The sequence below is a fragment of the Chitinophaga sp. ARDCPP14 genome (assembly GCF_051362515.1).
Taxonomy (GTDB): Bacteria; Bacteroidota; Bacteroidia; order Chitinophagales; family Chitinophagaceae; genus Chitinophaga.
Map to the genome: position 1 here is coordinate 26,183 of NZ_JBKIXB010000013.1, position 20,691 is coordinate 46,873.

The window sequence follows — 20,691 nt, forward strand, 5'->3', positions numbered from 1 at the left end:
CTCCTGGCCAACATTATTACAACTGTAGTAAAAAATACACTGAGCATATGAAGCAACTTTCTCAACTTACTGACCCGGTTTACATCAAGCCTATACATGAAACTGCACTTGACCGTCTTTTCAAAAGCTGGATCAGGGATGAACGCGACCTTCCCTTTGTGTACCTGACACTGAAAATTACTTTCACCCTCTGGCCGCTGGCTATCCTCATGTATATTCCCGGAATAAATAACTGGGTTTGGTGGGGCGCTGCTATTGCTTACCAGTTCCTGAATAACTTTACTTTCAAAGGGCCTTTTGGCCTGATGCTGCATTGCACCAGCCACCGTGCTTTCTTTGAAAAAAAATACCAGTTCTGGAATAATTATCTGCCCTGGGCCATCGGTCCGTTGTTCGGCCAAACGCCGGAAGGCTATTATTCTCATCATATTGGCATGCATCATCCGGAAAATAATATGCCCGACGATGATAGCTGCACCATGATCTACCAGCGCGACTCCCTCCGTGGATTTCTTTCTTACCTGGGAAGCTTTATCACTTTCGGTGTTTATGACACCGCCCGCTATCATTTACAGAGAAAAAGAAGTAAACTGATGGTAAAACTGGTAAGGGGAGAAGTATTATTTCTCGGCGCCTGCGTTGGTTTATCGTTTATCAACTTCCCTGCTACTTTCGTGGTATTCATATTACCCTTTATGATTTCCCGCGTAATCATGATGGTGGGCAACTGGGCGCAACATGCTTTTATCTGCCCCGAGGAACCGGATAATTCCTATAAAAACAGCATCACCTGTATCAATACAAAGTATAACCATAAATGCTGGAACGATGGCTATCATATCAGTCATCACGTAAAACCAAACATGCATTGGACAGAGCATCCCGTATACTTCACTAAAACCCTGGACGAATACATCAGCAACGAAGCTATCGTATTTGATGGCATCCATTTCCTGCATGTATGGGCTTTCCTTATGGGCAAACGTTACGACCTGCTGGCAAAACACTTTGTGAATATCGGCGACCGCTTCCAGACAGATGCTGAAATCATTTGCTTTCTGAAGCAGCGTACCCGTAAAATTACCGCACTGCCTGTACCGGCAGCTGTGGCTGCAGCCTGATAATATTACTGTCTATTTACGGGAGGGTTTTCTTTTTTAAGGTTACAATTCCCTTGCATTCTCACATTTTTAAGATAAAAATGCCGGGAAAAGAGTAAGGGAACTGTCAGATCCTGCGCCCTCATGCGCACGAACCCGCGTCTGCACAGCGCTTCATCGTAAATTCCAAAAAGTTATATTATATTATCTTAATGAATATGCTTAATCATAACAATAAGTAACTAAATTTGCGCTCTAACTTTTTTTATTAAAGTAAAAAATATGCGTACTGTTACACTGAAAAGGGTTGTGGTTACCGGATTGGGAGCATTGACACCTATCGGGAATGATGTAAATACTTTTTGGAACAATATGAAGGCAGGCGTTAGTGGCGCCGGCCCCATCACTAAATTTGACACCACAGAGTTTAAAACAAAATTCGCCTGTGAAGTCAAGGGGTTTGAGGTGGAAAAATATATGGAAAAGAAAGAAGCCCGCAAAATGGATTGCTTCACCCAGTACGCTATGGCGGCTGCACAGGAAGCAGTACAGGATGCCGGCCTCGATAATGCCAACATCGACAAAACTAAAATTGGGGTGATCTGGGCATCAGGCAATGGCGGGATGCTTACGTTCGAAGAACAGATCGTTGAATTTACACAGGCCAACTTTGTACCTAAATTCAATCCTTTCTTTATCCCTAAATTGATATGTGACATTGCAGCAGGCCAGATAGCTATGAAATACGGTTTCATGGGGATCAACTTCTGTACAGTTTCTGCATGCGCTTCCTCTACCAGCGCCCTGGTAGATGCTTTTAACTACATCCGCCTGGGTAAAGCCAACGCAATTGTGGCAGGTGGCTCTGAAGCTCCTGTAACCCGCGCCGGTATTGCCGGATTCAATGCCCTTAAAGCTTTATCCACCCGCAACGAAGATGCAGCCCACGCTTCCCGCCCGTTCGATATAGAACGCGACGGATTTGTAATGGGTGAAGGCGCAGGCGCTATTATCCTGGAAGAATATGAACACGCTATCGCCAGAGGTGCTACCATTTATGGAGAAATGATTGGCGGCGCCATGACCTGCGATGCCTACCACCTCACAGCCACCCATCCGGAAGGCATGGGCGCACGCTTAGGTATGGAACAGGCCCTGGAAGATGCCGACATCGCGACTACCGATGTGGATTATATCAACTCACACACTACCTCCACACCAGTAGGAGATCTCAGCGAATTAAAAGCCATTGTTACCGCTTTTGGTGACCATGTGCAAAAACTTAATATCAGCGCTACCAAATCCATGACAGGTCACCTGCTCGGAGCGGCCGGCGCTATTGAAGCCATCGCTTGTATCAAAGCCACACAGGAAGATATCATTCCACCCACCATCAACACTTCCGTGTTGGGTGAAGGCATCCCTACCAACCTGAACCTCACCCTCGGTAAGGCACAGCAACGTACGGTGAACGTAGCCATGAGCAATACTTTCGGTTTTGGCGGACACAACGCGATTGTAATATTCAAAAAATATAAGGCGTAGGCGGCGCCTTCGGCGCCTGTAAATTGTCTTGAGCAGGATTTTGGGATTAACTGTGATGGCACTGATTTTCCCACTTCTTGTTGTAAATATTTCGGGGAGATAAAAGCGGATAGATCCGCTTTTATCTCCCCGAATCTGTTAACGACCTTGTTAATAATCAGGAAATCCGTGTAATTACAATTAGTAATTATCCGCTTACATCTCCCTTAATTAAATTAATAACAAAAAGTGGGAAAATCAGTGCCATCACAGTTAATCCCAAAATCCTGCTCCAAGACAATTTACAGGCGCCGAAGGCGCCCTCCCCTCACTTCGCTAAAATTCTTAGCATTACAGAACCGAAAATTCGCAATTATGCCGTAGCTTAGTAGTTTAATATTATGGCAAAGAAAAAAGAGAATGTACCCGATACTTCCGTTGCGCAAGCCCCGGCAGATGAACAAATAGCCATTTTTGGCGCCCGGGAGCATAACCTGAAAAACCTGGACCTGCAGTTGCCCAAAAATAAACTGGTAGTGATCACCGGCATCAGTGGCAGTGGAAAATCATCACTGGCATTTGATACCATCTATGCAGAAGGACAACGCCGTTACATGGAAAGCTTTTCCGCTTATGCCCGCCAGTTTATCGGCGATATGGAAAGGCCCGATGTGGATAAAATCACCGGACTTTCTCCCGTTATTTCTATAGAACAGAAAACGACCAATAAAAATCCACGGTCTACCGTTGGTACTATCACGGAGATTTACGATTTCCTCCGCCTGCTCTATGCACGCGCCGGAACCGCCTACTCCTACAATACCAACAAACCCATGACCCGCTTCTCAGAAGAGGAAATATTGGCGCATGTTTTCAAACATTATAAAAATAAAAAGCTGGCCATCCTCGCCCCGCTTGTACGTGGACGAAAAGGCCACTACCGGGAACTGTTTGAACAGGTACGTAAACAAGGCTACCTCAAAGTGCGGATCGACGGGGAAATAGAAGATCTGAAAGAAAGAATGCAGGTGGACCGCTACAAGATCCACGACATTGAACTCGTGATAGACCGTATCCAGGTTCAGGAAGATGCGCGCACCCGTATCAGCCAGAGCGTACAAAAGGCGCTCACCATGGGAAAAGGATTGCTGTTTATCATGGACCACGATACCAATAAAGTGAGCCAGTACAGCAAACAACTGATGTGTGAGGAAACCGGCCTTTCCTACGAAGAACCCAGCCCCAACACCTTCTCCTTTAACTCCCCCTATGGCGCCTGCCCCCGCTGTAAAGGTCTTGGCACCATCTACCAGATAGATATGGACGAAGTAATCCCGGATTACAACATATCCATCACCGACGGTGGACTAAAACCATTAGGTGAAGCACGCGATACCTTTACCTTTAAACAGGTACAACAACTCGCCAAAAAGTATAAATTTTCCTTAACAGCCCCTATTTCCAGCATCCCGCAAAAAGCCCTCAACGTATTGTTGTTTGGTGATGAAAACGGCAAACTGGAAGTAGACCTGGAATTTGGAGAAAGCAATGGCAGCACCGAATACGTCACTGAATACGAAGGAGTAGTAAACATGGTTCGCCGTTATTTTAACGACACCTCCTCCGATCATGTACGCAGCTGGGCAGAAGGTTTCATGAAGCTAAGCACCTGCCCTGAATGTAACGGCGCCCGTCTCAAAAAGGAAAGCCTGTTTTTCAAGATTGATGAAAAAAATATCTCCGAACTCGGTAACATGGACCTGGATAAGCTCCTGGCCTGGTTTGGAAATATCGAAACCCGTCTTGAGAAAAAACAAAATGCAATTGCCAAGGATATCCTGAAAGAGATCCGTGAAAGGCTCGGGTTCCTGCTGAACGTAGGATTAAATTACCTTACGCTGAACCGCCCCACCCGGAGCCTCAGCGGCGGCGAATCGCAACGTATCCGCCTCGCCACACAGATAGGATCCCAACTCATGGGCATCACCTATATCCTGGATGAACCCAGTATCGGTTTACATCAGCGCGATAACATGCAGCTGATAGATGCCCTTCGCAACCTGAAAGACATGGGCAATACCGTTATTGTAGTGGAACACGACAAAGACATTATGCTCCATGCGGATCACCTGGTAGATATCGGACCCGGCGCCGGTGTTCACGGTGGCCAGATCATTGCACAGGGTACGCCTAAACAAATACTTAAACTCAATACACCCACCGCGGGATACCTGAATGGTAACGCCACCCCGGAAGTACCCGAACAACGCCGCAAAGGCAATGGTAATTTCCTCGAGCTGAAAGGCGCTACCGGCAATAACCTGAAGAATGTAAACCTGAAACTGCCCCTGGGCACTTTCATTTGTGTTACCGGCGTTTCCGGCAGCGGTAAATCTACCCTGATCAATGAAACGCTGTATCCCATTCTTTCTAAACATGCTTACGATTCCAAGATGGTGCCCATGCCTTACAAAAGCATCAAGGGACTGGAGTTTATAGATAAAGTGATTGAAATTGATCAGTCACCCATAGGCCGTACCCCGCGCAGCAACCCGGCTACCTATTGCGGTTTTTTCACCGACATCAGGACCCTCTTTGCTTCCGTGCCGGAGGCTAAGATCCGGGGATATAATGCCGGCCGTTTCTCATTTAATGTAAAAACCGGTCGCTGTGATGTTTGTGAAGGCGGCGGCATGCGCGTGATCGAAATGAACTTCCTGCCGGATGTATATGTGCATTGCGAAAAATGTAACGGTCGCCGGTATAACCGTGAAACGCTGGAAATCCGCTATAAAGGCAAATCCATTTCCGATGTGCTGGACATGACAGTAGACGAAGCTGTGGAATTTTTCCAGCCGGTACCATGGATCTACCGCAAAATAAAGACGCTGCAGGATGTGGGACTCGGATACATTACGCTCGGACAATCTGCCGTAACCCTTTCCGGAGGCGAGGCGCAGCGGGTAAAACTGGCTACCGAACTATCCAAGAAAGATACCGGCAAGACTATTTATATACTCGATGAACCAACAACGGGACTGCATTTCCAGGACATACAGCTGCTGTTAAAAGTACTGTACAAATTGGTCGACAGGGGCAACACCGTACTGGTCATTGAACATAACCTGGATGTTATTAAAATGGCGGACTACATTGTAGACCTGGGGCCGGAAGGCGGCGGCGGCGGCGGCACCATCTTATGTACCGGCACTCCCGAACAGGTAAGTACCTGCAAAGAAAGTCATACCGCCAGATTCCTCAAAAAGGAGCTGGGAATTTAATATCTTGCCAACTGTAAACAAGCAATGAAAAGCATCTACCAGATATTACTCACCTGTTTCATTTTTGCGGGCATCATTGCCTGTGAAAATGAAACGAAAGTATGCGATCAGACTTTACGGAATGATTACCATACGCATCTTATGCGCAAACTCAATGACAGATTATCAGACACTGTTATGCCGAAAGTAACCGCATATGCATTTGGCAGAGATACCATTTACAGGAGCCAGGCATTGGGCGACCTGTTCTTCCAGCTATCACCGATAGCAGACAGCAGCCTCTTTTACGTGAAAGTGGATTCCAGCTTTGTGCCTGATACTTTAAAGATCAGGTATACGCGGCAACAGCATTTTATTTCTCCCGGATGTGGTTTTGGTACCTATTTTAATATAGATACTGTTATCACCACCATGCATACCATCGATTCTGTCGTAATTAATAATAAGTCCGTAACTAGCAGTAATGACACGCATCTTACTTTGTATTTCTTTTTTGACTAGTATCCTGCTCAGCGTTGCTGCCACGGCACAAAACAAGCCGGCCGCCGCTAAAACGGATACGCTGCCCAAAGCTGTTAAAGCTGATACCACTCATAAAGTGCTGGCTGATTCAGCAAAAGCGGTGGTGTTGGCGCATAAAGACAGCTCCTGGTTTATTCCGGGTGCAGTGCGGATAGGAGTGGATCTTAGCCGTATCGTTTCTGCTATCTATTATCCTTACAGAAAAGAAGTAACTGCCGTGGCAGATGCTCGTATCAACAGTAATCTTTACGCTGCCTTTGAAGCCGGATATGCCAATACCCCGTACAGCGATACCAATTATACCTATAAAGGGAATGGTATGTTTGTTACCCTGGGCGTTGATTATAATTTTCTGAAAAGACAATATGTTTCCGAAAAGAATATGTTCTATGTGGGCTTCCGTTATGGATTCTCTCATTTTAATTATTCGGTTCCCACCTACTCCATTAAAAATACCTATTGGGGCGATAATCTCACGGGCAGCGTCCCCAAAACCGCAGTAAATGCCCATTGGGTGGAGCTCCTGGTAGGATTGAAAGTAGAAGTGCTCAAGAACTTTTTCATGGGCTGGAACATCCGGGAACGCATCCTGGTTAACAACGTAAAAACCGATAACATGACGCCACTCGTCATTCCCGGTTTTGGTAATGGTTCTAAAAGATCAGTTTTTGATGTGCAATACACCATTTCATACGCTATCCCCTTCTACCGGATAAAAGAACACGCGCCCGATAAAGAAGTGAAGAAGAAGAAAATACCTAAGCGATAACGCGGTGCGGAGGTTGTCTTTCTCAGGATTACGCTGATTATACTGATTACCTGGATTTTTACTTTTGGATTTTTTTTAGATTTTTAGATTTTCCTAAAATAATAATTAAGGGAGATAAGAGCGAATATCCGCTTCTATCTCCCTTAATCCTTTATAAAATCAAAAAGTAAAAATCCAGGTAATCAGTATAATCAGCGTAATCCTGAGAAAGACAACATCCGCGGCGATCATCCCCTTAGCATTTCAATGTGAGGAATCCCATCTTCCATATAAGTATCGCTGGTTTGCTCAAATCCCAGCGAAGTATAAAACCGTTGCAAATATTGCTGTGCCCCTATCCGGATAGGAATCACGCCATAATGCTTCTGCAATGCTGCAATAGAGCGCTCCATCAGTTCCCTTCCCGCACCTTTGCCGCGGGCCAGCGGGGATGTAATTACCCTGCCGATAGATGCCTCCTTAAATTTGATTCCCGGTGGAAAAATACGGGTATATGCCAGCAACCGGCCCTCTTCATCTGTTCCCATTAAATGCAGTCCTTTCTGGTCGGAATAGTCCAGGTCCTGGTAGGCGCAGTTTTGCTCCACCACAAATACTTCACTACGCAAATGCAGGATAGCATAGAGTTCGGCAGTAGTTAACTCCTCAAATGATTTTGTATTCCAGATCATACCCTCAAACTTTGCCATAAATTTAGTGGAAGCTTTCAATAATCGGATTAATTTTATATCCGATAGAAGAATATTGAGCCCAATCGTTCAAACTATGGCAGAACAGCAAACACCGTTCCTTTCGCTGGAACACATTACGGTGAGGTATCTTGATAAAACATTATTCAATACCCTCACCTGGCAGATCAACAAAGGAGAGCAGTGGGCCATTACAGGACCCAGCGGTTCCGGTAAAACAGCCCTGCTGAATACCATTCTTGGTAAATTTAATATCATCAATGGCAGTATCCATTACCACTTTTACGACGAGTGGTGCCGGCAACATACCGTCACAGATCCCTGGTTTAATTACCGTAACCTGGTAGCCCTGGTAGGGCATCACCACACTTTCCGGAATCTCTCCAATACTACCACGGACTTTTATTATCAGCAACGCTTCAACAGCATGGACGCCGATAATTCCCCTACTGTAATGGAATACCTGGAACTCACTGAAGTGCCGGCATTACTCCAGCCTCTCCGCATTGCGCCGCTGCTGGAAAAACGGCTCATCAAATTATCCAATGGCGAAACCCGCCGGGTAATGATTGCACGTGCCCTCATCCAACAGCCGCAACTGCTCATGCTGGATAATCCCTACATCGGGCTGGATGTGCAGGCCAGGAAAGATTTCAGCAACATGATCAATGAAATCATTGCCGGTGGCGCCACTGTATTGCTGGCCACCGCCCCCCATGAAATTCCTGAGCATATTACACATGTCCTTACCCTGGAAAATGGCGGTATAACAGGTAAGTATACACGCAGTGAATTTATACAGCTGCCGCTGCCCGCAGCAACAGCAATAGCGCTGCCGGAAATGGAAGCCCATAAAATAGCCGCGCTGGTGCATAACAGTCAGCAGCAACAGTTCGACACTATTGTCCGGATGGAAGACATCCATATTAAATACGGTGAAAACACCATCCTGAATGGCATCAACTGGACGGTAAAACCAAACGAAAAATGGGCGCTGCTTGGTCCCAACGGCGCCGGCAAATCTACGCTGCTGAGTCTTGTGAATGGGGATAATCCGCAGGCATATGCCAATAAGCTCTGGTTGTTCGACCGGAAGCGGGGCAGCGGCGAAAGCATCTGGGATATCAAGAAAAAAATCGGCTTCGTTTCCCCTGAATTACACCAGTATTTTACCTCCCGTGATAACTGCCTCCAGGTAGTATGTTCCGGCTTCTCCGATGTAATCGGCAGCACCAGGCCAGCTACCGCTGAACAGCAACAGGTGGCCCGCGACTGGATGAGCGTTCTCAATATAGCGGAACATGAAAAGGCACCGTTCAAACAGGTGCCTGAAAGCGCCCAGCGCTTAACCCTGCTGGCACGCGCCCTGGTTAAAAATCCACCCCTGCTGATCTTTGATGAACCCTGCCAGGGACTGGATACCCAACAAAAGCTACATTTCAAAAAAGTAATAGAACAGTTGTGTGAACACATGCCGGTGACACTCATCTTCGTTACCCACTACGAAGATGAACTGCCTTCGTGTGTAGATAAGTTCATCCGGTTGAACAAGGGTGAAATGGTGTAGTGCGGATGTTGTCTTTCTCAGGATTACGCTGATTTTACTGATTAGCTGGATTTTTACTTTTGGATTTTATAAAGGATTAAGGGAGATGGAAGCGGATATATCGCTCTTATCTCCCTTAGTTATATTAATCAGTAAGAAAATCAAAAAAAATCCAAAAGTAAAAATCCAGCTAATCAGTAAAATCAGTGTAATCCTGAGAAAGACAAAATCCGCGTTTAAAGAAAATTCCCGACATTCGCACCTAATAGTTAATCACCTAATCTGCTTTCCCGATGCACCCAACAAAAAGGCTTACCGCTGTAGCAGCATTGTTTTTATTCCTGGCCGCCCTGTTTGTGATCAATGGTTGCCGTACGGCGAAGAAAGAAATGAACCCCGAATTTGCCCGGTACATTGAGGCATATACCGCGGGGATCATTTCCAAACAAAGCGCCATCCGTGTTCACCTCACCTCACAAACCAATGTAACCCATACTCAGAACGAACCCCTGGAAAAGGAAGTATTTGAGTTTTCCCCTTCCATCAAAGGAAAGGCTTACTGGATTGATGCCACCACTATCGAATTCAGACCGGATGAAAACCTGCAACCCGGTAAAACGTATGAAGCCAACTTTAAACTTGGCAAAATACTGGAAGTGCCCAAGGAACTCAAATCGTTTGATTTTGAATTCAAGATCATCAAGCCATCATTCTCTATTGAGAATTTCGGGCTGAAAGCCAGCACTAATAATACGCTCGACCGCATGACCTGCACCGGCGCTATTTATACAGCGGATGTGGAAGACCCGCAGGCGATTGAAAAAATACTCACCGCACAATACGCCGGTAAAGGCTTACCTATTACCTGGCAACACAATGCCGCAGAACGTACTTCCCGCTTCACCATTGCCAACATTGCACGGGCTAACATTGCCCGTAACATGGAACTGAGCTGGAACGGCGGATCGTTGAAAGTGGATAATACCGGGAAAAATACCATCGAAGTTCCGGCTATCGGCGACTTTAAAGTATTGAATGTAAAAGCGCTCTCAGATCCGGAGCAACATCTCCTGGTACAGTTTTCGGACCCCGTAAGTATGGCCCAGACCTTGGAAGGATTGATCGGCATCAGCGGTCAAAGCGACCTGCGTTACACCATTGATGGCAGCGAAGTAAGCGTATATGCACCGGTGCGGCTGGAAGGAAGCTATAACGTCATCGTAAATGAAGGCGTTATAAACATCACGGATAAACGCTTAGGTAAAACCTTCAGCGCCAACGTTAACTTTGAAAATACTTTACCCAGCGTGAGCATTCCCGGCAAAGGCGTAATTCTCCCGGAAAGTAATAAGCTGGTGATGCCGTTTGAAGCGGTGAACCTCAATGCCGTGGACGTTTCCATTATAAAAATCTACGAGAATAATGTGCCGCAATATCTTCAGCGGAATGACCTCGACGGCAGCCAGGAGCTCCGTCGTGTAGGCAAGCCCGTAGTAGAGAAAACTATCCGTCTCGATGGAGATAAATCTGTAAACCTGCATAAGAAGAACCGCTTCTTCCTGGACCTGGATAAAATGCTGCGCACCGAACCCGGCGCCATTTACCGCATTACTATCGGCTTCCGGAAATCATACGCTATGACTGCCTGCTCCGCAGATACTACCAAGGATGGTGACAATGCGTCTTCCGATGAGGAAGGAGAAGAAGAATATTATGGCGGAGAAAAAATTGATGATGATGACTCATTCTGGCAACGGTATGACAGCTACTATCCATATGGCTATAACTGGGACCGCCGCAATGATGCCTGCTCCAACTCCTACTACAGCAAAGATAAATGGGCATCCCGCAACGTGATTGCTTCCAACATCGGTCTCATCGCCAAAAGAGGAAACGATAACAGCATGCTGGTGGCTGTAACCGATATACGCGACACCAAACCGCTCATCGGAGTGGAGCTGGAATTACTTGACTATCAAAACCAGGTCATCTTCAAAACTAAAAGTGATGGGGAAGGACTTGCCTCCTTTGATCTGAAACGCAAACCCTACCTGCTCATCGCCAAAAAAGAAAATGAGAGAGGTTACCTTAAACTCGACGATGGCGGCTCGCTTCCATTAAGCCGGTTTGATGTGAAAGGAGAAGAAGTACAAAACGGTATCAAAGGCTTCCTCTATGGCGAACGTGGCGTATGGCGTCCCGGTGATTCCGTTTATCTTACTTTTATTTTGGAAGATAAAGGAGAGAAATTACCGGCAGACCATCCTGTTTCGCTGGAATTATATAATCCTAAAGGACAACTCTACAAGCGGATCAATCAACATGAAGGACTAAATGGCTTCTACAGCTTTGCTACCGCTACTGCACCGGATGATCCAACCGGCAACTGGGTGGCAAAAGTAAAAGTAGGCGGCGCCACCTTCCAGAAAAATGTACGCATTGAAACGGTGAAGCCTAACCGCCTCAAAATAAAAATGGATTTCGGCAGTATCACTTCCTTGTCGAAAGGCAGCGCTACAGGCAACTTATCTGCCATGTGGCTGTTTGGCGCCACTGCACAGCATCTGAAAGCCAAAGTAGATGTGTCGCTGGTACAGCAAAGCACTAGCTTCCCTAAATTCGGGGACTACGCTTTCGATGACCCGGTAACCCATTTCGAGGCAGAGAACAAAACCATCTTTGAAGGCCCGCTGAGTGAAAGCGGCAGCGCTCCCGTGAACGCAGATATTCAACTGGGTAAGGTAGCGCCAGGCCAGCTGAAAGCTAACTTTGAAGTAAAAGTATTTGAACCGGGAGGAGATTTCAGTATCGACCACTTCTCCATGCCTTATAATCCTTTCACTTCCTACGCCGGCATACGCATTCCTGCAGGCGACCGGACTACCGGCATGCTGCTTACCGACCGCCCACATTCGATCGACCTGGTAGATGTAGACGGCAATGGCAATCTCACTACCGGCAGCCGTGAAGTGCAGGTAGAATTATACAAGATCAAATGGAGATGGTGGTGGGATGAAGGTGAACAGGACGACTATTCCAACTTCACACAAGACAGCTATAACCAGTTACTCAGTAAAGAAACCGTTACCCTGCAGAATGGTAAAGGTAAATGGGAACTGCGCGTAAACTCGCCGGACTGGGGCCGGTACCTGATCAGGGTAAAAGACCTGCAAAGCGGTCATACCGCAGGTAAGGCGGTGTATATCGACTGGCCCGGCTGGGCGGAAAGGATGCAGAAGGATAATCCTGCTGAGGCCTCCATGCTGGTGTTTACCTCCGATAAACAAACCTACAAAACCGGCGATGATATTAACCTCACCATTCCAAGCAGTGAAGGCGGCCGCGGACTGGTAAGCATTGAATCCGGCAGCAAAGTGCTGAAAACATACTGGATCACTACCAAACAGGGACAGACTACTTTTAAATTCAAGGCAGAAAAATCGATGACGCCCAATATATACGTGAACGTTAGTTTGCTGCAACCACATGCACAAACCCTCAACGATTTGCCAATCCGTATGTATGGGACTATTCCGATTTCCATTGAGGATCCGGGCACTATCCTGAAACCGGTAATCACCATGGCCGACAAGCTGAAACCCGAAACAGAAGCCAGCATCACCGTAAGTGAAGGTAATGGGAAGCCAATGACCTATACCATCGCTATTGTAGATGAAGGCCTGCTCGATCTTACCCGTTTCAAAACACCAGACCCTCATAATGCATTTTATGCAAGGGAAGCACTCGGCGTAAAAACCTGGGATCTGTTCGACTACGTAATAGGCGCCTGGGGAGCGGATATGGACCGTATCCTGAGTATAGGCGGTGATGAAGGATTGGATAAAAATGCCGGTGGCGCTAAAGCCAACCGCTTTAAGCCCGTGGTAAAATACATGGGTCCCTTCTACCTGAAAACAGGACAAAAACAAACACATAAATTTAAGCTGCCGCCATACATAGGATCAGTAAAAGCAATGGTGGTAGCCGGGCAGGACGGCGCCTATGGCTTTGCTGAAAAAGCGGTAGCAGTAAAGAAACCTTTGATGCTGCTCACCACCGCACCACGTGTACTTGGTCCGTCAGAAACCATCCAGGTACCGGTAACCGTGTTTGGCCTGGAGCCTAATATCCGCAACGTGAACGTTAGTTTATCTACCAGCTCATTACTGGAAGTTGTAGGTGAACAAACTAAAACGGTGACCTTCTCTCAACCTGGGGAACAAATTGTATACTTCGACGTAAAAGTGCGTCCGCAAACGGGCGTAGCTAAAATAAAAGTAACAGCCACCAGTGGTGCAGAAAAGGCAGAAGAAAACATTGAGCTGAATGTTCGTAATCCCAACCCGGTGATCACCAACATTATTGAAAATACGCTGGAGGGAAATAAGAGCTGGCAATCTGCTTTCAGCCCGGTGGGCATGACAGGCACCAACTCCGGTGTGCTGGAAGTATCTACCATTCCGTCGCTCAACCTGGGCAAACGCCTGCGATTCCTGATAGAGTATCCACATGGCTGTATTGAACAAACCACTTCGGGCGTATTCCCGCAACTGGTGCTGAACCAGTTGATGGATCTGAAAGAAAGTCAGCGGGCAGAAGTAGACCGTAACGTGAAAGCGGGTATCAACAGGCTGAAAAGTTTCCAGACTTCCGACGGTGGTTTCAGCTACTGGCCGGGTGAAGGAAACTCTGATGAGTGGGGTACCAACTATGGCGGTCATTTCCTTATAGAAGCACAGGCACAAGGTTATACGTTGCCAGCGGGATTATTGGATCAGTGGAAGAAGTACCAGCGTAATAAGGCCGGTACCTGGGCGCCCAGCACCCTTAATTTCTATGGTGGAGATCTTACACAGTCGTACCGCCTGTACCTGCTGGCACTGGCCAAATCACCGGAACTGGGTGCAATGAACCGGTTAAAAGAATTCAAATATCTGTCCGTTCCGGCCAAATGGCGGCTTGCTGCGGCTTATAAGCTTTCCGGTCAGCCGGAAGTAGCCAATTCCCTTATCCAGGGACTTACCACCGAGGTGAAAGCGTATACACAGTTGGGCGGCACCTTTGGTTCTGATCTGCGCGACAAAGCTATGATCCTGGAAACGCTCACCATCATGGGACAACGTAACCGCGCTAATGAACTCGTGAAACAAATTGCTGCGCAACTATCGCAAAACGATCAGTGGTACAGCACACAAACAACTGCTTATTCACTGATTGCCGTTGCCAAATATTGCGGCAACAACAAGGGCGGCAGCAAGATGAGTTTTGCGTATACTATTAACGGTACCAAAGGCAGTGTAAACGGGCAATCTTTTGTTACGCAAATACCTGTTGCGGTCAACGGCAGTGCGGGCAATATCAGCATCCAGAATAACGGGCAAAATGTGTTGTACGTGCGCCTTATCCTCCAGGGCCAGCCGGATGCTGGTCAGGAACCCGTGGCTACCAATAACCCGGATATATTGGGCATGCAGGTAAGCTTCAGTACCCGCGATGGCAAACCGCTAGACCCGGCTACATTGCGCCAGGGAAGCGATTTTATGGCCACCGTTACCGTCAATAACCCTGGTAAAAGAGGGTACTACGAACAAATGGCCCTGTCGCAGGTCTTCCCTTCCGGCTGGGAAATAATAAACACCCGTTTGATGGAAAACGACAGCGCGTTCCATTCTTCACCAGCTACGTATATGGATATACGTGACGACCGGGTATACACTTATTTCAATATAGAAGAAAGCAAGAAACGTACTTATAATGTTTTGCTGAACGCTGCCTATCTCGGCAGGTATTATCTGCCGGCAACCTCTTGCGAGGCGATGTATGATAATACCATACATGCTTTCGCACCAGGCAAGTGGGTAGAGGTAGTGAAGTAGAAAAAGAGATGCTCATAAAAAATGCGTTCCGGGATTTCCGGGACGCATTTTTTATGAGCAAATTACTACTGTTGTAACCGGGCAAAATAGATGACGGTACGAGCCAACTGTGATACATAACTCATCTCATTATCGTACCAACTCACCACTCTTACAATCTGTTGCTCCCCTGCAGGTAAAACTTTTGTTTGAGTGGCATCAAAGAGGGAGCCGTAGCGGCTGCCGATGATGTCGCTGTGTACTCTTCAAATCCGTTGATGGCAATTTTTTTGTGCGACATAAAATATTTTTTAGTAATTATCTTTTTAAGAAATCATGTATCAGGGCAGCTATTTCCTCATGGTATTCTTCCAGTGCGAAGTGGCTGCCTTCCAGTAAGTGAACTTCTGCATTGGGTACGTCTTTTTTATAAGCTTCTGCGCCGGGCCAGGTAAAGATGCGGTCGTGTTTGCCCCATACTACCAGCAGGCGTGGCTGGTGGGTACGCAGGTATTGCTGCCATTCAGGGTACCTGGGGAAGTTGGTGCCATAATTCTGAAACAAGGCTACCTGTACTGCTTCCACGCCGGGCCTCGACATATAGGCATGTGCCAGTTCATAACTGTCGGGGCTCACACTTTCGGGGTTGGCCGCGCCCAGGAGATGTTCTTCCTTGATTTTTTCCAGGCTTAATTTATGCACAATAGCTGCCAGTAATGCTTTCTCATCTCCGGCCTGCTGCAATGCGCCAATTTCCTGTACATCCGGGCCCAATCCTTCGTTATATACATTAGCGTTTTGAATGATCAGCGCTTCCACCAGTTCTGGTCTTTTACTAATGATGCGGAAGGCAACGGGACCGCCATAGTCCTGCAGGTACCAGCTGAATTTTGTTAATCCCAGCTTGTCGATAAACTGTTCTATTACCAGGGCCAGGTTATCGAAGGTATAATCGAATGCTGATTGCGGGGGAATACTGCTTTGACCAAATCCCGGGTAATCCGGGGCTATTACATGATACCTGCCGGCCAGGTCATGGATCAGATCACGGTACATGTGCGAGGTGGATGGAAAGCCGTGGAGCAGCAATATCACGGGCGCGTCTGCCGGACCGGCTTCGCGGTAGAAAATATTGAGATGATTGACAGTAACTGTTTTGTGGAGAACGGGGGTAGTAGTGAGTGTTTGCATCTGAATGTTGTTTTTGTACTATTTGGTACATTATTAGTTAAAAAAATATCGTTTGTGGTGGGTGTTTGTTTATGATTATTGCGTGAAGTGTGTCATATAGAAGTAATTTGCTGCCGTAAAGATATATACTTTACCAATTAGTACAAAATATATTTAAAAAACAATTGAGTAGAGAAAAACGGGCAAACAATGTAATCTGACTTTTTAAACTGATCGCGCCGGCTTCCGCAGATAATTTCACGAATAATCATGGCTCAGATATCAACCAGCAGCCAGGGATTGCATAGCCATCAACTCCAGGGAGGGGCTGCGGTACGCATATCCCCTAATTCATCAGACACAGATAGTTTAACTTGATACCCGGAATCTCTTCATCACCGCAATTACGCCCCATGTACCCGCTAAGAACGCAGCTATGGCAATGAATAGTACAGATTGCTCCCGTAAGGGGTTCAAATAATAAAGTAACAGGAGGTTAAATGATAGGAGGATACCCAAAATGAATTTTCCTATCCAATTGACAGGTTTAAAAACTGCAGCTGCTTTTTCCTTTTGTTGCTGTACAATGGCCTGCATTAAACGATGGGAGAAGAATTCCGACGGCTTTTCTATGCCGTCTTCTTTCAGGATAGCCGGGAGCTTATCTTCTGACACATTATTATTTTTCATAGTAAATTTCTTGTTTCATGGTTTAACAATAACCCTAATTCGGCTTCCAGCTGTTTCCTTCCTCTTAATAAACGCATCTTTATGGCAGACTTTCCGGCGCCAAGGATCTCACAGATTTCAGCAATATTCTTTTCCTCGATATAGTGGAGGATCAGCACCAGCCGGTCTTCCTTCGATAGCCTGTTAAGCGCTAAGGTGACGTATCTTTTTCTTTCCGCGTCCTTTACCAGATTCCATCCATGATTTTCTGTAGCCTCATCCTGTTCGGTTTCGGGTTGTTGGTCTATACTGACAGTAGGCGTTTTCCTGTTTTTAAGTTTTGTCAACGCCGTATTATAAACAATACGGTATAGCCAGGTAGAAAATCTGGACGCCTGTTTGAACTTACCCAGCGCTGCAAATGCCTTCATAAAAGCATCCTGTACTACCTCTTCCGCGTCCTCATTATTGGTAACAACAGATTTTGCAATTGTAAAAGAAAAGTCCTTATAGGTATTTACCAAATCGGCAATACTATTTATATCGCCATTTATGGCTTTATTCCATATTTCATTTTCCTGTTTATTTTCTCTGTGGGTTGCCATCTCATGATTTAGACTACCTGGGGGGCAAAGTGGTCACATTGTGACCACTTTGGCTTTTTAGCAGTCTTATTATTAGGAACTCAAAAATATCTAAAAATATAGTCATGCAAATAACGTCCGCATCTTTAATCATTTCGCTTGCACTTGTCGTTTTCGGGATAAGTTATTACTATTTCACAACAAGGTATAAAGAGCGAATGACCATTATTGAAAAAGGACTCCCTCCTGACTATTTTAAAGGAGGTACCAACTACCTGTTATTTATATTGCTTCTTGGCATTGTGAGTATTGGCATATCCCTGGGAGTTGTACTCGGAACTTTTTTGAGATCATTAAATATTGATGGAATACGAGATTTTATACTGCCGGCTACCATATTCCTGTTTTTGGGAATTAGTTTGATAATCTCCTATTTTGTACTAAAGAGCATAGATAAGAAAAAGTAATACTTCCTGCTTCATTTATTGCAGCCAGAACTGGCGGGTTAAACCCGCTAGGGGAAGCCTTTGCTCTTTTTTAAGGATTAAACATAAACACCATGAGAAAATTATTGATAATAGCGCTGTATTCCATGTTGATATATCTGCCACTTATATCCTTTGGTCAGCACCTGGAAAAAGAGCTGGATGCCATGTTAGCCCGGACGTTTCCATCCGCAGGCCCGGGAGCTGCCGTGCTGGTGGCTAAAGCAAATAAAATTGTTTACAAAAAAGCATTTGGGAAAGCTAATCTGGAGCTGAATGTACAATTGAAGTCTGATCATGTATTCCGGATAGGTTCTATTACCAAACAATTTACCGCCTGCGCAATTTTAAAGCTGGCAGAGGAAAGAAAATTATCGTTGCAGGATGAGATCACTAAATTTATCAGTGATTATCCTGTGCCGGATGTTACCATTGAACAGCTGCTTACGCACACTTCGGGAATAAATACCGGTGCAGGCGCATGGACAGCTGAAACAAGAAAGCGCGATTTTACTCTGCAGGCGCTGATTGATTCCTTTAAATACCAGCCGTCAGACTTTTTGCCCGGCGAAAGTTTCCGCTATAATAATAACGGATATGTGCTGTTGGGCTATATTATTGAACGCATTTCGGGTATGCCCTATGAAGCATATATCAGTGAAAATTTCTTTAAACCTTTAGGAATGAAAAATTCCGGCTACGACAATACTGCGTCTATAATTCCCCGCCGCATCAGTGGCTATCAGAAAGACAACGACGCATATAAAAATGCCGATTTCCTAAGTATGACACAACCCTATTCAGCAGGTTCCATTCTTTCTACCGTTGAAGATCTGTACATCTGGAATAAAGCCCTGATGGATGGGAAAGTGATCAGTAGAAAAAGCCTGGAAAAAGCACATACCTCCCATCAACTGAACAATGGAAATTCCACTGGTTACGGATACGGTTGGTGGCTGGGAAATATCCAGGGAAGCCTGGATATTAAACACGATGGCCTGATCAATGGATTCTCAACATTCGCTGTTTATCTTCCGCAGGAGAAAGTATTTGTGGCTGTTTTTACCAACTGTGAAAACAATAACCCTGAAGTCATCGGATCAAAAATTGCGGGCATCGCTATCGGTAAACCTTATCACACCAACGAAATCGGGTTGCCCATAGCGCAACTTAAATCATATGCAGCCATCTATGAATCAGCAACAGAGGGACAAAGAACCGTATCTTATGAAGATGGACGACTCCTGTACTTTGTAAAAGGAGGACCGAAAGAACAGCTGATCCCCTTTGGGAATGACAAATTTTATTTTGAGAACAACCTGGTCATCATAGAATTTTTGAAGAAGAAAGACGGAAGTGTCGGCGGGCTCGTTTCTGAAACGGCAGGGAAAGCGGTTACATTCATCCGGACAGGTATTAAACTGAACAACCTGTACGCGATAAATATTCCCCCTGAAGCGCTGAAAAGATATATTGGGAAATATCAGTTTCCGGATAACTTTATTCTTGCCATTACCCGGGATGGTAACCGGTTATATGGCACAGGCCCCGGTCGCAGGCAAATCAGGCAGGAAATAGTTCCCTATGACACCTGCGGGTTTTTTGCAAGAAATTTAGATGCGCAGCTGGTGTTCATCCTGGATAAAAATGGAACCGTTACCGGATTAACAAAAATTCAAAATGGTGTAGCTGTCGCAGAGAAAGTGGAATGAGCCGCCGGTCTCAATACAACTGATTACGTAAAATTCTTTTGATCATTTGTATAGTGGAACGGCTGATCTGGCCTTTGTATTTTTGGAGAATAGTACTTTCACTAACGCCATCACTCAGCTCGTTTACTACCCGCAGCCATTTGCCAAGGAATTCTGAATTGGGAGTACGGTACCGCATTAATCGCCTCACCGTTTCAATAATGGATTTATTCACTGTGCCTTCATGAAGCTCAAATACCTCGTCATTATTAAGTCCCAGCTTAATGTCATCAGCAATCCTGGAATAATCCTGCAGGTATTTTTCATTGGCTTCCATTACCTGTAACAGGGGATTATCGCTGAAAGCAATGTCAGTATACTTCCGGTGCTGCTTCTGTAAGGCCTGCAAAGCATAGTTCCGGGCAATATTATCGCAGATGATGAGGTCGCTCTTGCTGAGCTCAAACCATTCGCCTTTTACACGTTTATGCTGAAAAACAATATGCAGACTCTCTTCCAGGTCTGTCATATTCAACGCTGCATATTGCCTGATAACACGGAACATTACGGGCAGGTGTGTATGATAAGCCGCCAGACGCTTATGCAGGTCCTGCGTTTTACCGATCTTATACAGGTTTTTACCCGTGTTCAGAATGTACACACACTTACCAATTTGTACTTGCTCCATGAGGTGATTTCGCGCTTGCTGGTGATAATTATGTTATCAATTTACGACTATGATTCTTATATACAAAATGGAATAATCATCTTAAATTATAATATGAAGTGTATGCGGCGCATAGAGG

15 protein-coding genes are annotated in these 20,691 nt (G+C 45.8%); 9 read left to right on the forward strand and 6 right to left on the reverse strand.

Annotation, left to right across the window (positions count from 1 at the left end; all coding sequences use genetic code 11):
* Positions 1–47: 47 nt before the first annotated feature.
* The 5 genes from ACLHR0_RS27315 to ACLHR0_RS27335 all read left to right on the forward strand — a co-directional run bounded on the left by ACLHR0_RS27315 (position 48) and on the right by ACLHR0_RS27335 (position 7,196).
* Complete coding sequence (locus ACLHR0_RS27315) at positions 48–1,121, forward strand: fatty acid desaturase family protein (RefSeq protein WP_370911077.1); 1,074 nt, start codon at positions 48–50, stop codon at positions 1,119–1,121.
* Positions 1,122–1,382: 261 nt separating this feature from the next.
* Complete coding sequence (gene fabF, locus ACLHR0_RS27320) at positions 1,383–2,645, forward strand: beta-ketoacyl-ACP synthase II (protein WP_429044265.1); 1,263 nt, start codon at positions 1,383–1,385, stop codon at positions 2,643–2,645.
* Positions 2,646–3,025: 380 nt separating this feature from the next.
* Positions 3,026–5,905 (forward strand): excinuclease ABC subunit UvrA, encoded by a 2,880-nt coding sequence (gene uvrA, locus ACLHR0_RS27325; protein ID WP_436490913.1) that lies wholly within the window; start codon positions 3,026–3,028, stop codon positions 5,903–5,905.
* A 24-nt stretch (positions 5,906–5,929) separates the two neighbouring features.
* Positions 5,930–6,406: a DUF6452 family protein gene (locus ACLHR0_RS27330; RefSeq protein ID WP_436490915.1), complete on the forward strand. Its 477-nt coding sequence runs from the start codon at positions 5,930–5,932 to the stop codon at positions 6,404–6,406.
* Entirely contained in the window at positions 6,369–7,196 is an 828-nt protein-coding gene (locus ACLHR0_RS27335; RefSeq protein WP_436490917.1) for a DUF6048 family protein, read from the forward strand. The genes ACLHR0_RS27330 and ACLHR0_RS27335 overlap by 38 nt, the downstream gene beginning before the upstream one ends.
* Positions 7,197–7,423: 227 nt before the next feature.
* Here the strand turns inward: ACLHR0_RS27335 and ACLHR0_RS27340 are convergent, their stop codons facing one another.
* Positions 7,424–7,885: a GNAT family N-acetyltransferase gene (locus tag ACLHR0_RS27340; RefSeq protein ID WP_436490919.1), complete on the reverse strand. Its 462-nt coding sequence runs from the start codon at positions 7,883–7,885 to the stop codon at positions 7,424–7,426.
* A gap of 76 nt (positions 7,886–7,961) precedes the next feature.
* Between ACLHR0_RS27340 and ACLHR0_RS27345 the strand changes: the two genes are divergently transcribed.
* On the forward strand, positions 7,962–9,452 hold the full coding sequence (locus tag ACLHR0_RS27345; RefSeq protein ID WP_436490921.1) for an ATP-binding cassette domain-containing protein: 1,491 nt from the start codon (positions 7,962–7,964) through the stop codon (positions 9,450–9,452).
* 272 nt (positions 9,453–9,724) lie between these two features.
* Positions 9,725–15,307: an alpha-2-macroglobulin family protein gene (locus ACLHR0_RS27350; protein WP_436490923.1), complete on the forward strand. Its 5,583-nt coding sequence runs from the start codon at positions 9,725–9,727 to the stop codon at positions 15,305–15,307.
* A 151-nt stretch (positions 15,308–15,458) separates the two neighbouring features.
* On the opposite strand, the gene ACLHR0_RS27355 is transcribed toward ACLHR0_RS27350, so the two are convergent.
* The 4 genes from ACLHR0_RS27355 to ACLHR0_RS27370 all read right to left on the reverse strand — a co-directional run bounded on the left by ACLHR0_RS27355 (position 15,459) and on the right by ACLHR0_RS27370 (position 17,730).
* Positions 15,459–15,587 (reverse strand): hypothetical protein, encoded by a 129-nt coding sequence (locus ACLHR0_RS27355; RefSeq protein ID WP_436490925.1) that lies wholly within the window; start codon positions 15,585–15,587, stop codon positions 15,459–15,461.
* A 17-nt stretch (positions 15,588–15,604) separates the two neighbouring features.
* Positions 15,605–16,477, reverse strand: coding sequence for an alpha/beta fold hydrolase (locus tag ACLHR0_RS27360; protein ID WP_436490926.1), 873 nt, complete (start codon positions 16,475–16,477; stop codon positions 15,605–15,607).
* Positions 16,478–16,825: 348 nt separating this feature from the next.
* Positions 16,826–17,146 (reverse strand): hypothetical protein, encoded by a 321-nt coding sequence (locus ACLHR0_RS27365; RefSeq protein WP_436490928.1) that lies wholly within the window; start codon positions 17,144–17,146, stop codon positions 16,826–16,828.
* Positions 17,143–17,730 (reverse strand): RNA polymerase sigma factor, encoded by a 588-nt coding sequence (locus ACLHR0_RS27370; protein WP_436490930.1) that lies wholly within the window; start codon positions 17,728–17,730, stop codon positions 17,143–17,145. The genes ACLHR0_RS27365 and ACLHR0_RS27370 overlap by 4 nt, the downstream gene beginning before the upstream one ends.
* A 104-nt stretch (positions 17,731–17,834) precedes the next feature.
* On the opposite strand from ACLHR0_RS27370, the gene ACLHR0_RS27375 reads away from it, so the two are divergent.
* Positions 17,835–18,176: a DUF6249 domain-containing protein gene (locus ACLHR0_RS27375; protein ID WP_436490931.1), complete on the forward strand. Its 342-nt coding sequence runs from the start codon at positions 17,835–17,837 to the stop codon at positions 18,174–18,176.
* 92 nt (positions 18,177–18,268) lie between these two features.
* Complete coding sequence (locus tag ACLHR0_RS27380) at positions 18,269–19,906, forward strand: serine hydrolase (RefSeq protein ID WP_436490933.1); 1,638 nt, start codon at positions 18,269–18,271, stop codon at positions 19,904–19,906.
* Between the two features lie 10 nt (positions 19,907–19,916).
* On the opposite strand, the gene ACLHR0_RS27385 is transcribed toward ACLHR0_RS27380, so the two are convergent.
* The gene (locus tag ACLHR0_RS27385) at positions 19,917–20,573 is read right to left on the reverse strand and encodes a GIY-YIG nuclease family protein (RefSeq protein WP_429044294.1); all 657 of its coding nucleotides are present in this window, start codon (positions 20,571–20,573) and stop codon (positions 19,917–19,919) included.
* Positions 20,574–20,691: the final 118 nt, after the last annotated feature.

Coding starts and splice junctions, on each gene's coding strand:
- ACLHR0_RS27315 (WP_370911077.1), top strand. CDS start 48: ATGAAGCAACTTTCTCAACTTACTGACCCGGTTTACATCAAGCCTATA.
- fabF (WP_429044265.1), top strand. CDS start 1,383: ATGCGTACTGTTACACTGAAAAGGGTTGTGGTTACCGGATTGGGAGCA.
- uvrA (WP_436490913.1), top strand. CDS start 3,026: ATGGCAAAGAAAAAAGAGAATGTACCCGATACTTCCGTTGCGCAAGCC.
- ACLHR0_RS27330 (WP_436490915.1), top strand. CDS start 5,930: ATGAAAAGCATCTACCAGATATTACTCACCTGTTTCATTTTTGCGGGC.
- ACLHR0_RS27335 (WP_436490917.1), top strand. CDS start 6,369: ATGACACGCATCTTACTTTGTATTTCTTTTTTGACTAGTATCCTGCTC.
- ACLHR0_RS27340 (WP_436490919.1), bottom strand. CDS start 7,885: ATGGCAAAGTTTGAGGGTATGATCTGGAATACAAAATCATTTGAGGAG.
- ACLHR0_RS27345 (WP_436490921.1), top strand. CDS start 7,962: ATGGCAGAACAGCAAACACCGTTCCTTTCGCTGGAACACATTACGGTG.
- ACLHR0_RS27350 (WP_436490923.1), top strand. CDS start 9,725: ATGCACCCAACAAAAAGGCTTACCGCTGTAGCAGCATTGTTTTTATTC.
- ACLHR0_RS27355 (WP_436490925.1), bottom strand. CDS start 15,587: ATGTCGCACAAAAAAATTGCCATCAACGGATTTGAAGAGTACACAGCG.
- ACLHR0_RS27360 (WP_436490926.1), bottom strand. CDS start 16,477: ATGCAAACACTCACTACTACCCCCGTTCTCCACAAAACAGTTACTGTC.
- ACLHR0_RS27365 (WP_436490928.1), bottom strand. CDS start 17,146: ATGAAAAATAATAATGTGTCAGAAGATAAGCTCCCGGCTATCCTGAAA.
- ACLHR0_RS27370 (WP_436490930.1), bottom strand. CDS start 17,730: ATGGCAACCCACAGAGAAAATAAACAGGAAAATGAAATATGGAATAAA.
- ACLHR0_RS27375 (WP_436490931.1), top strand. CDS start 17,835: ATGCAAATAACGTCCGCATCTTTAATCATTTCGCTTGCACTTGTCGTT.
- ACLHR0_RS27380 (WP_436490933.1), top strand. CDS start 18,269: ATGAGAAAATTATTGATAATAGCGCTGTATTCCATGTTGATATATCTG.
- ACLHR0_RS27385 (WP_429044294.1), bottom strand. CDS start 20,573: ATGGAGCAAGTACAAATTGGTAAGTGTGTGTACATTCTGAACACGGGT.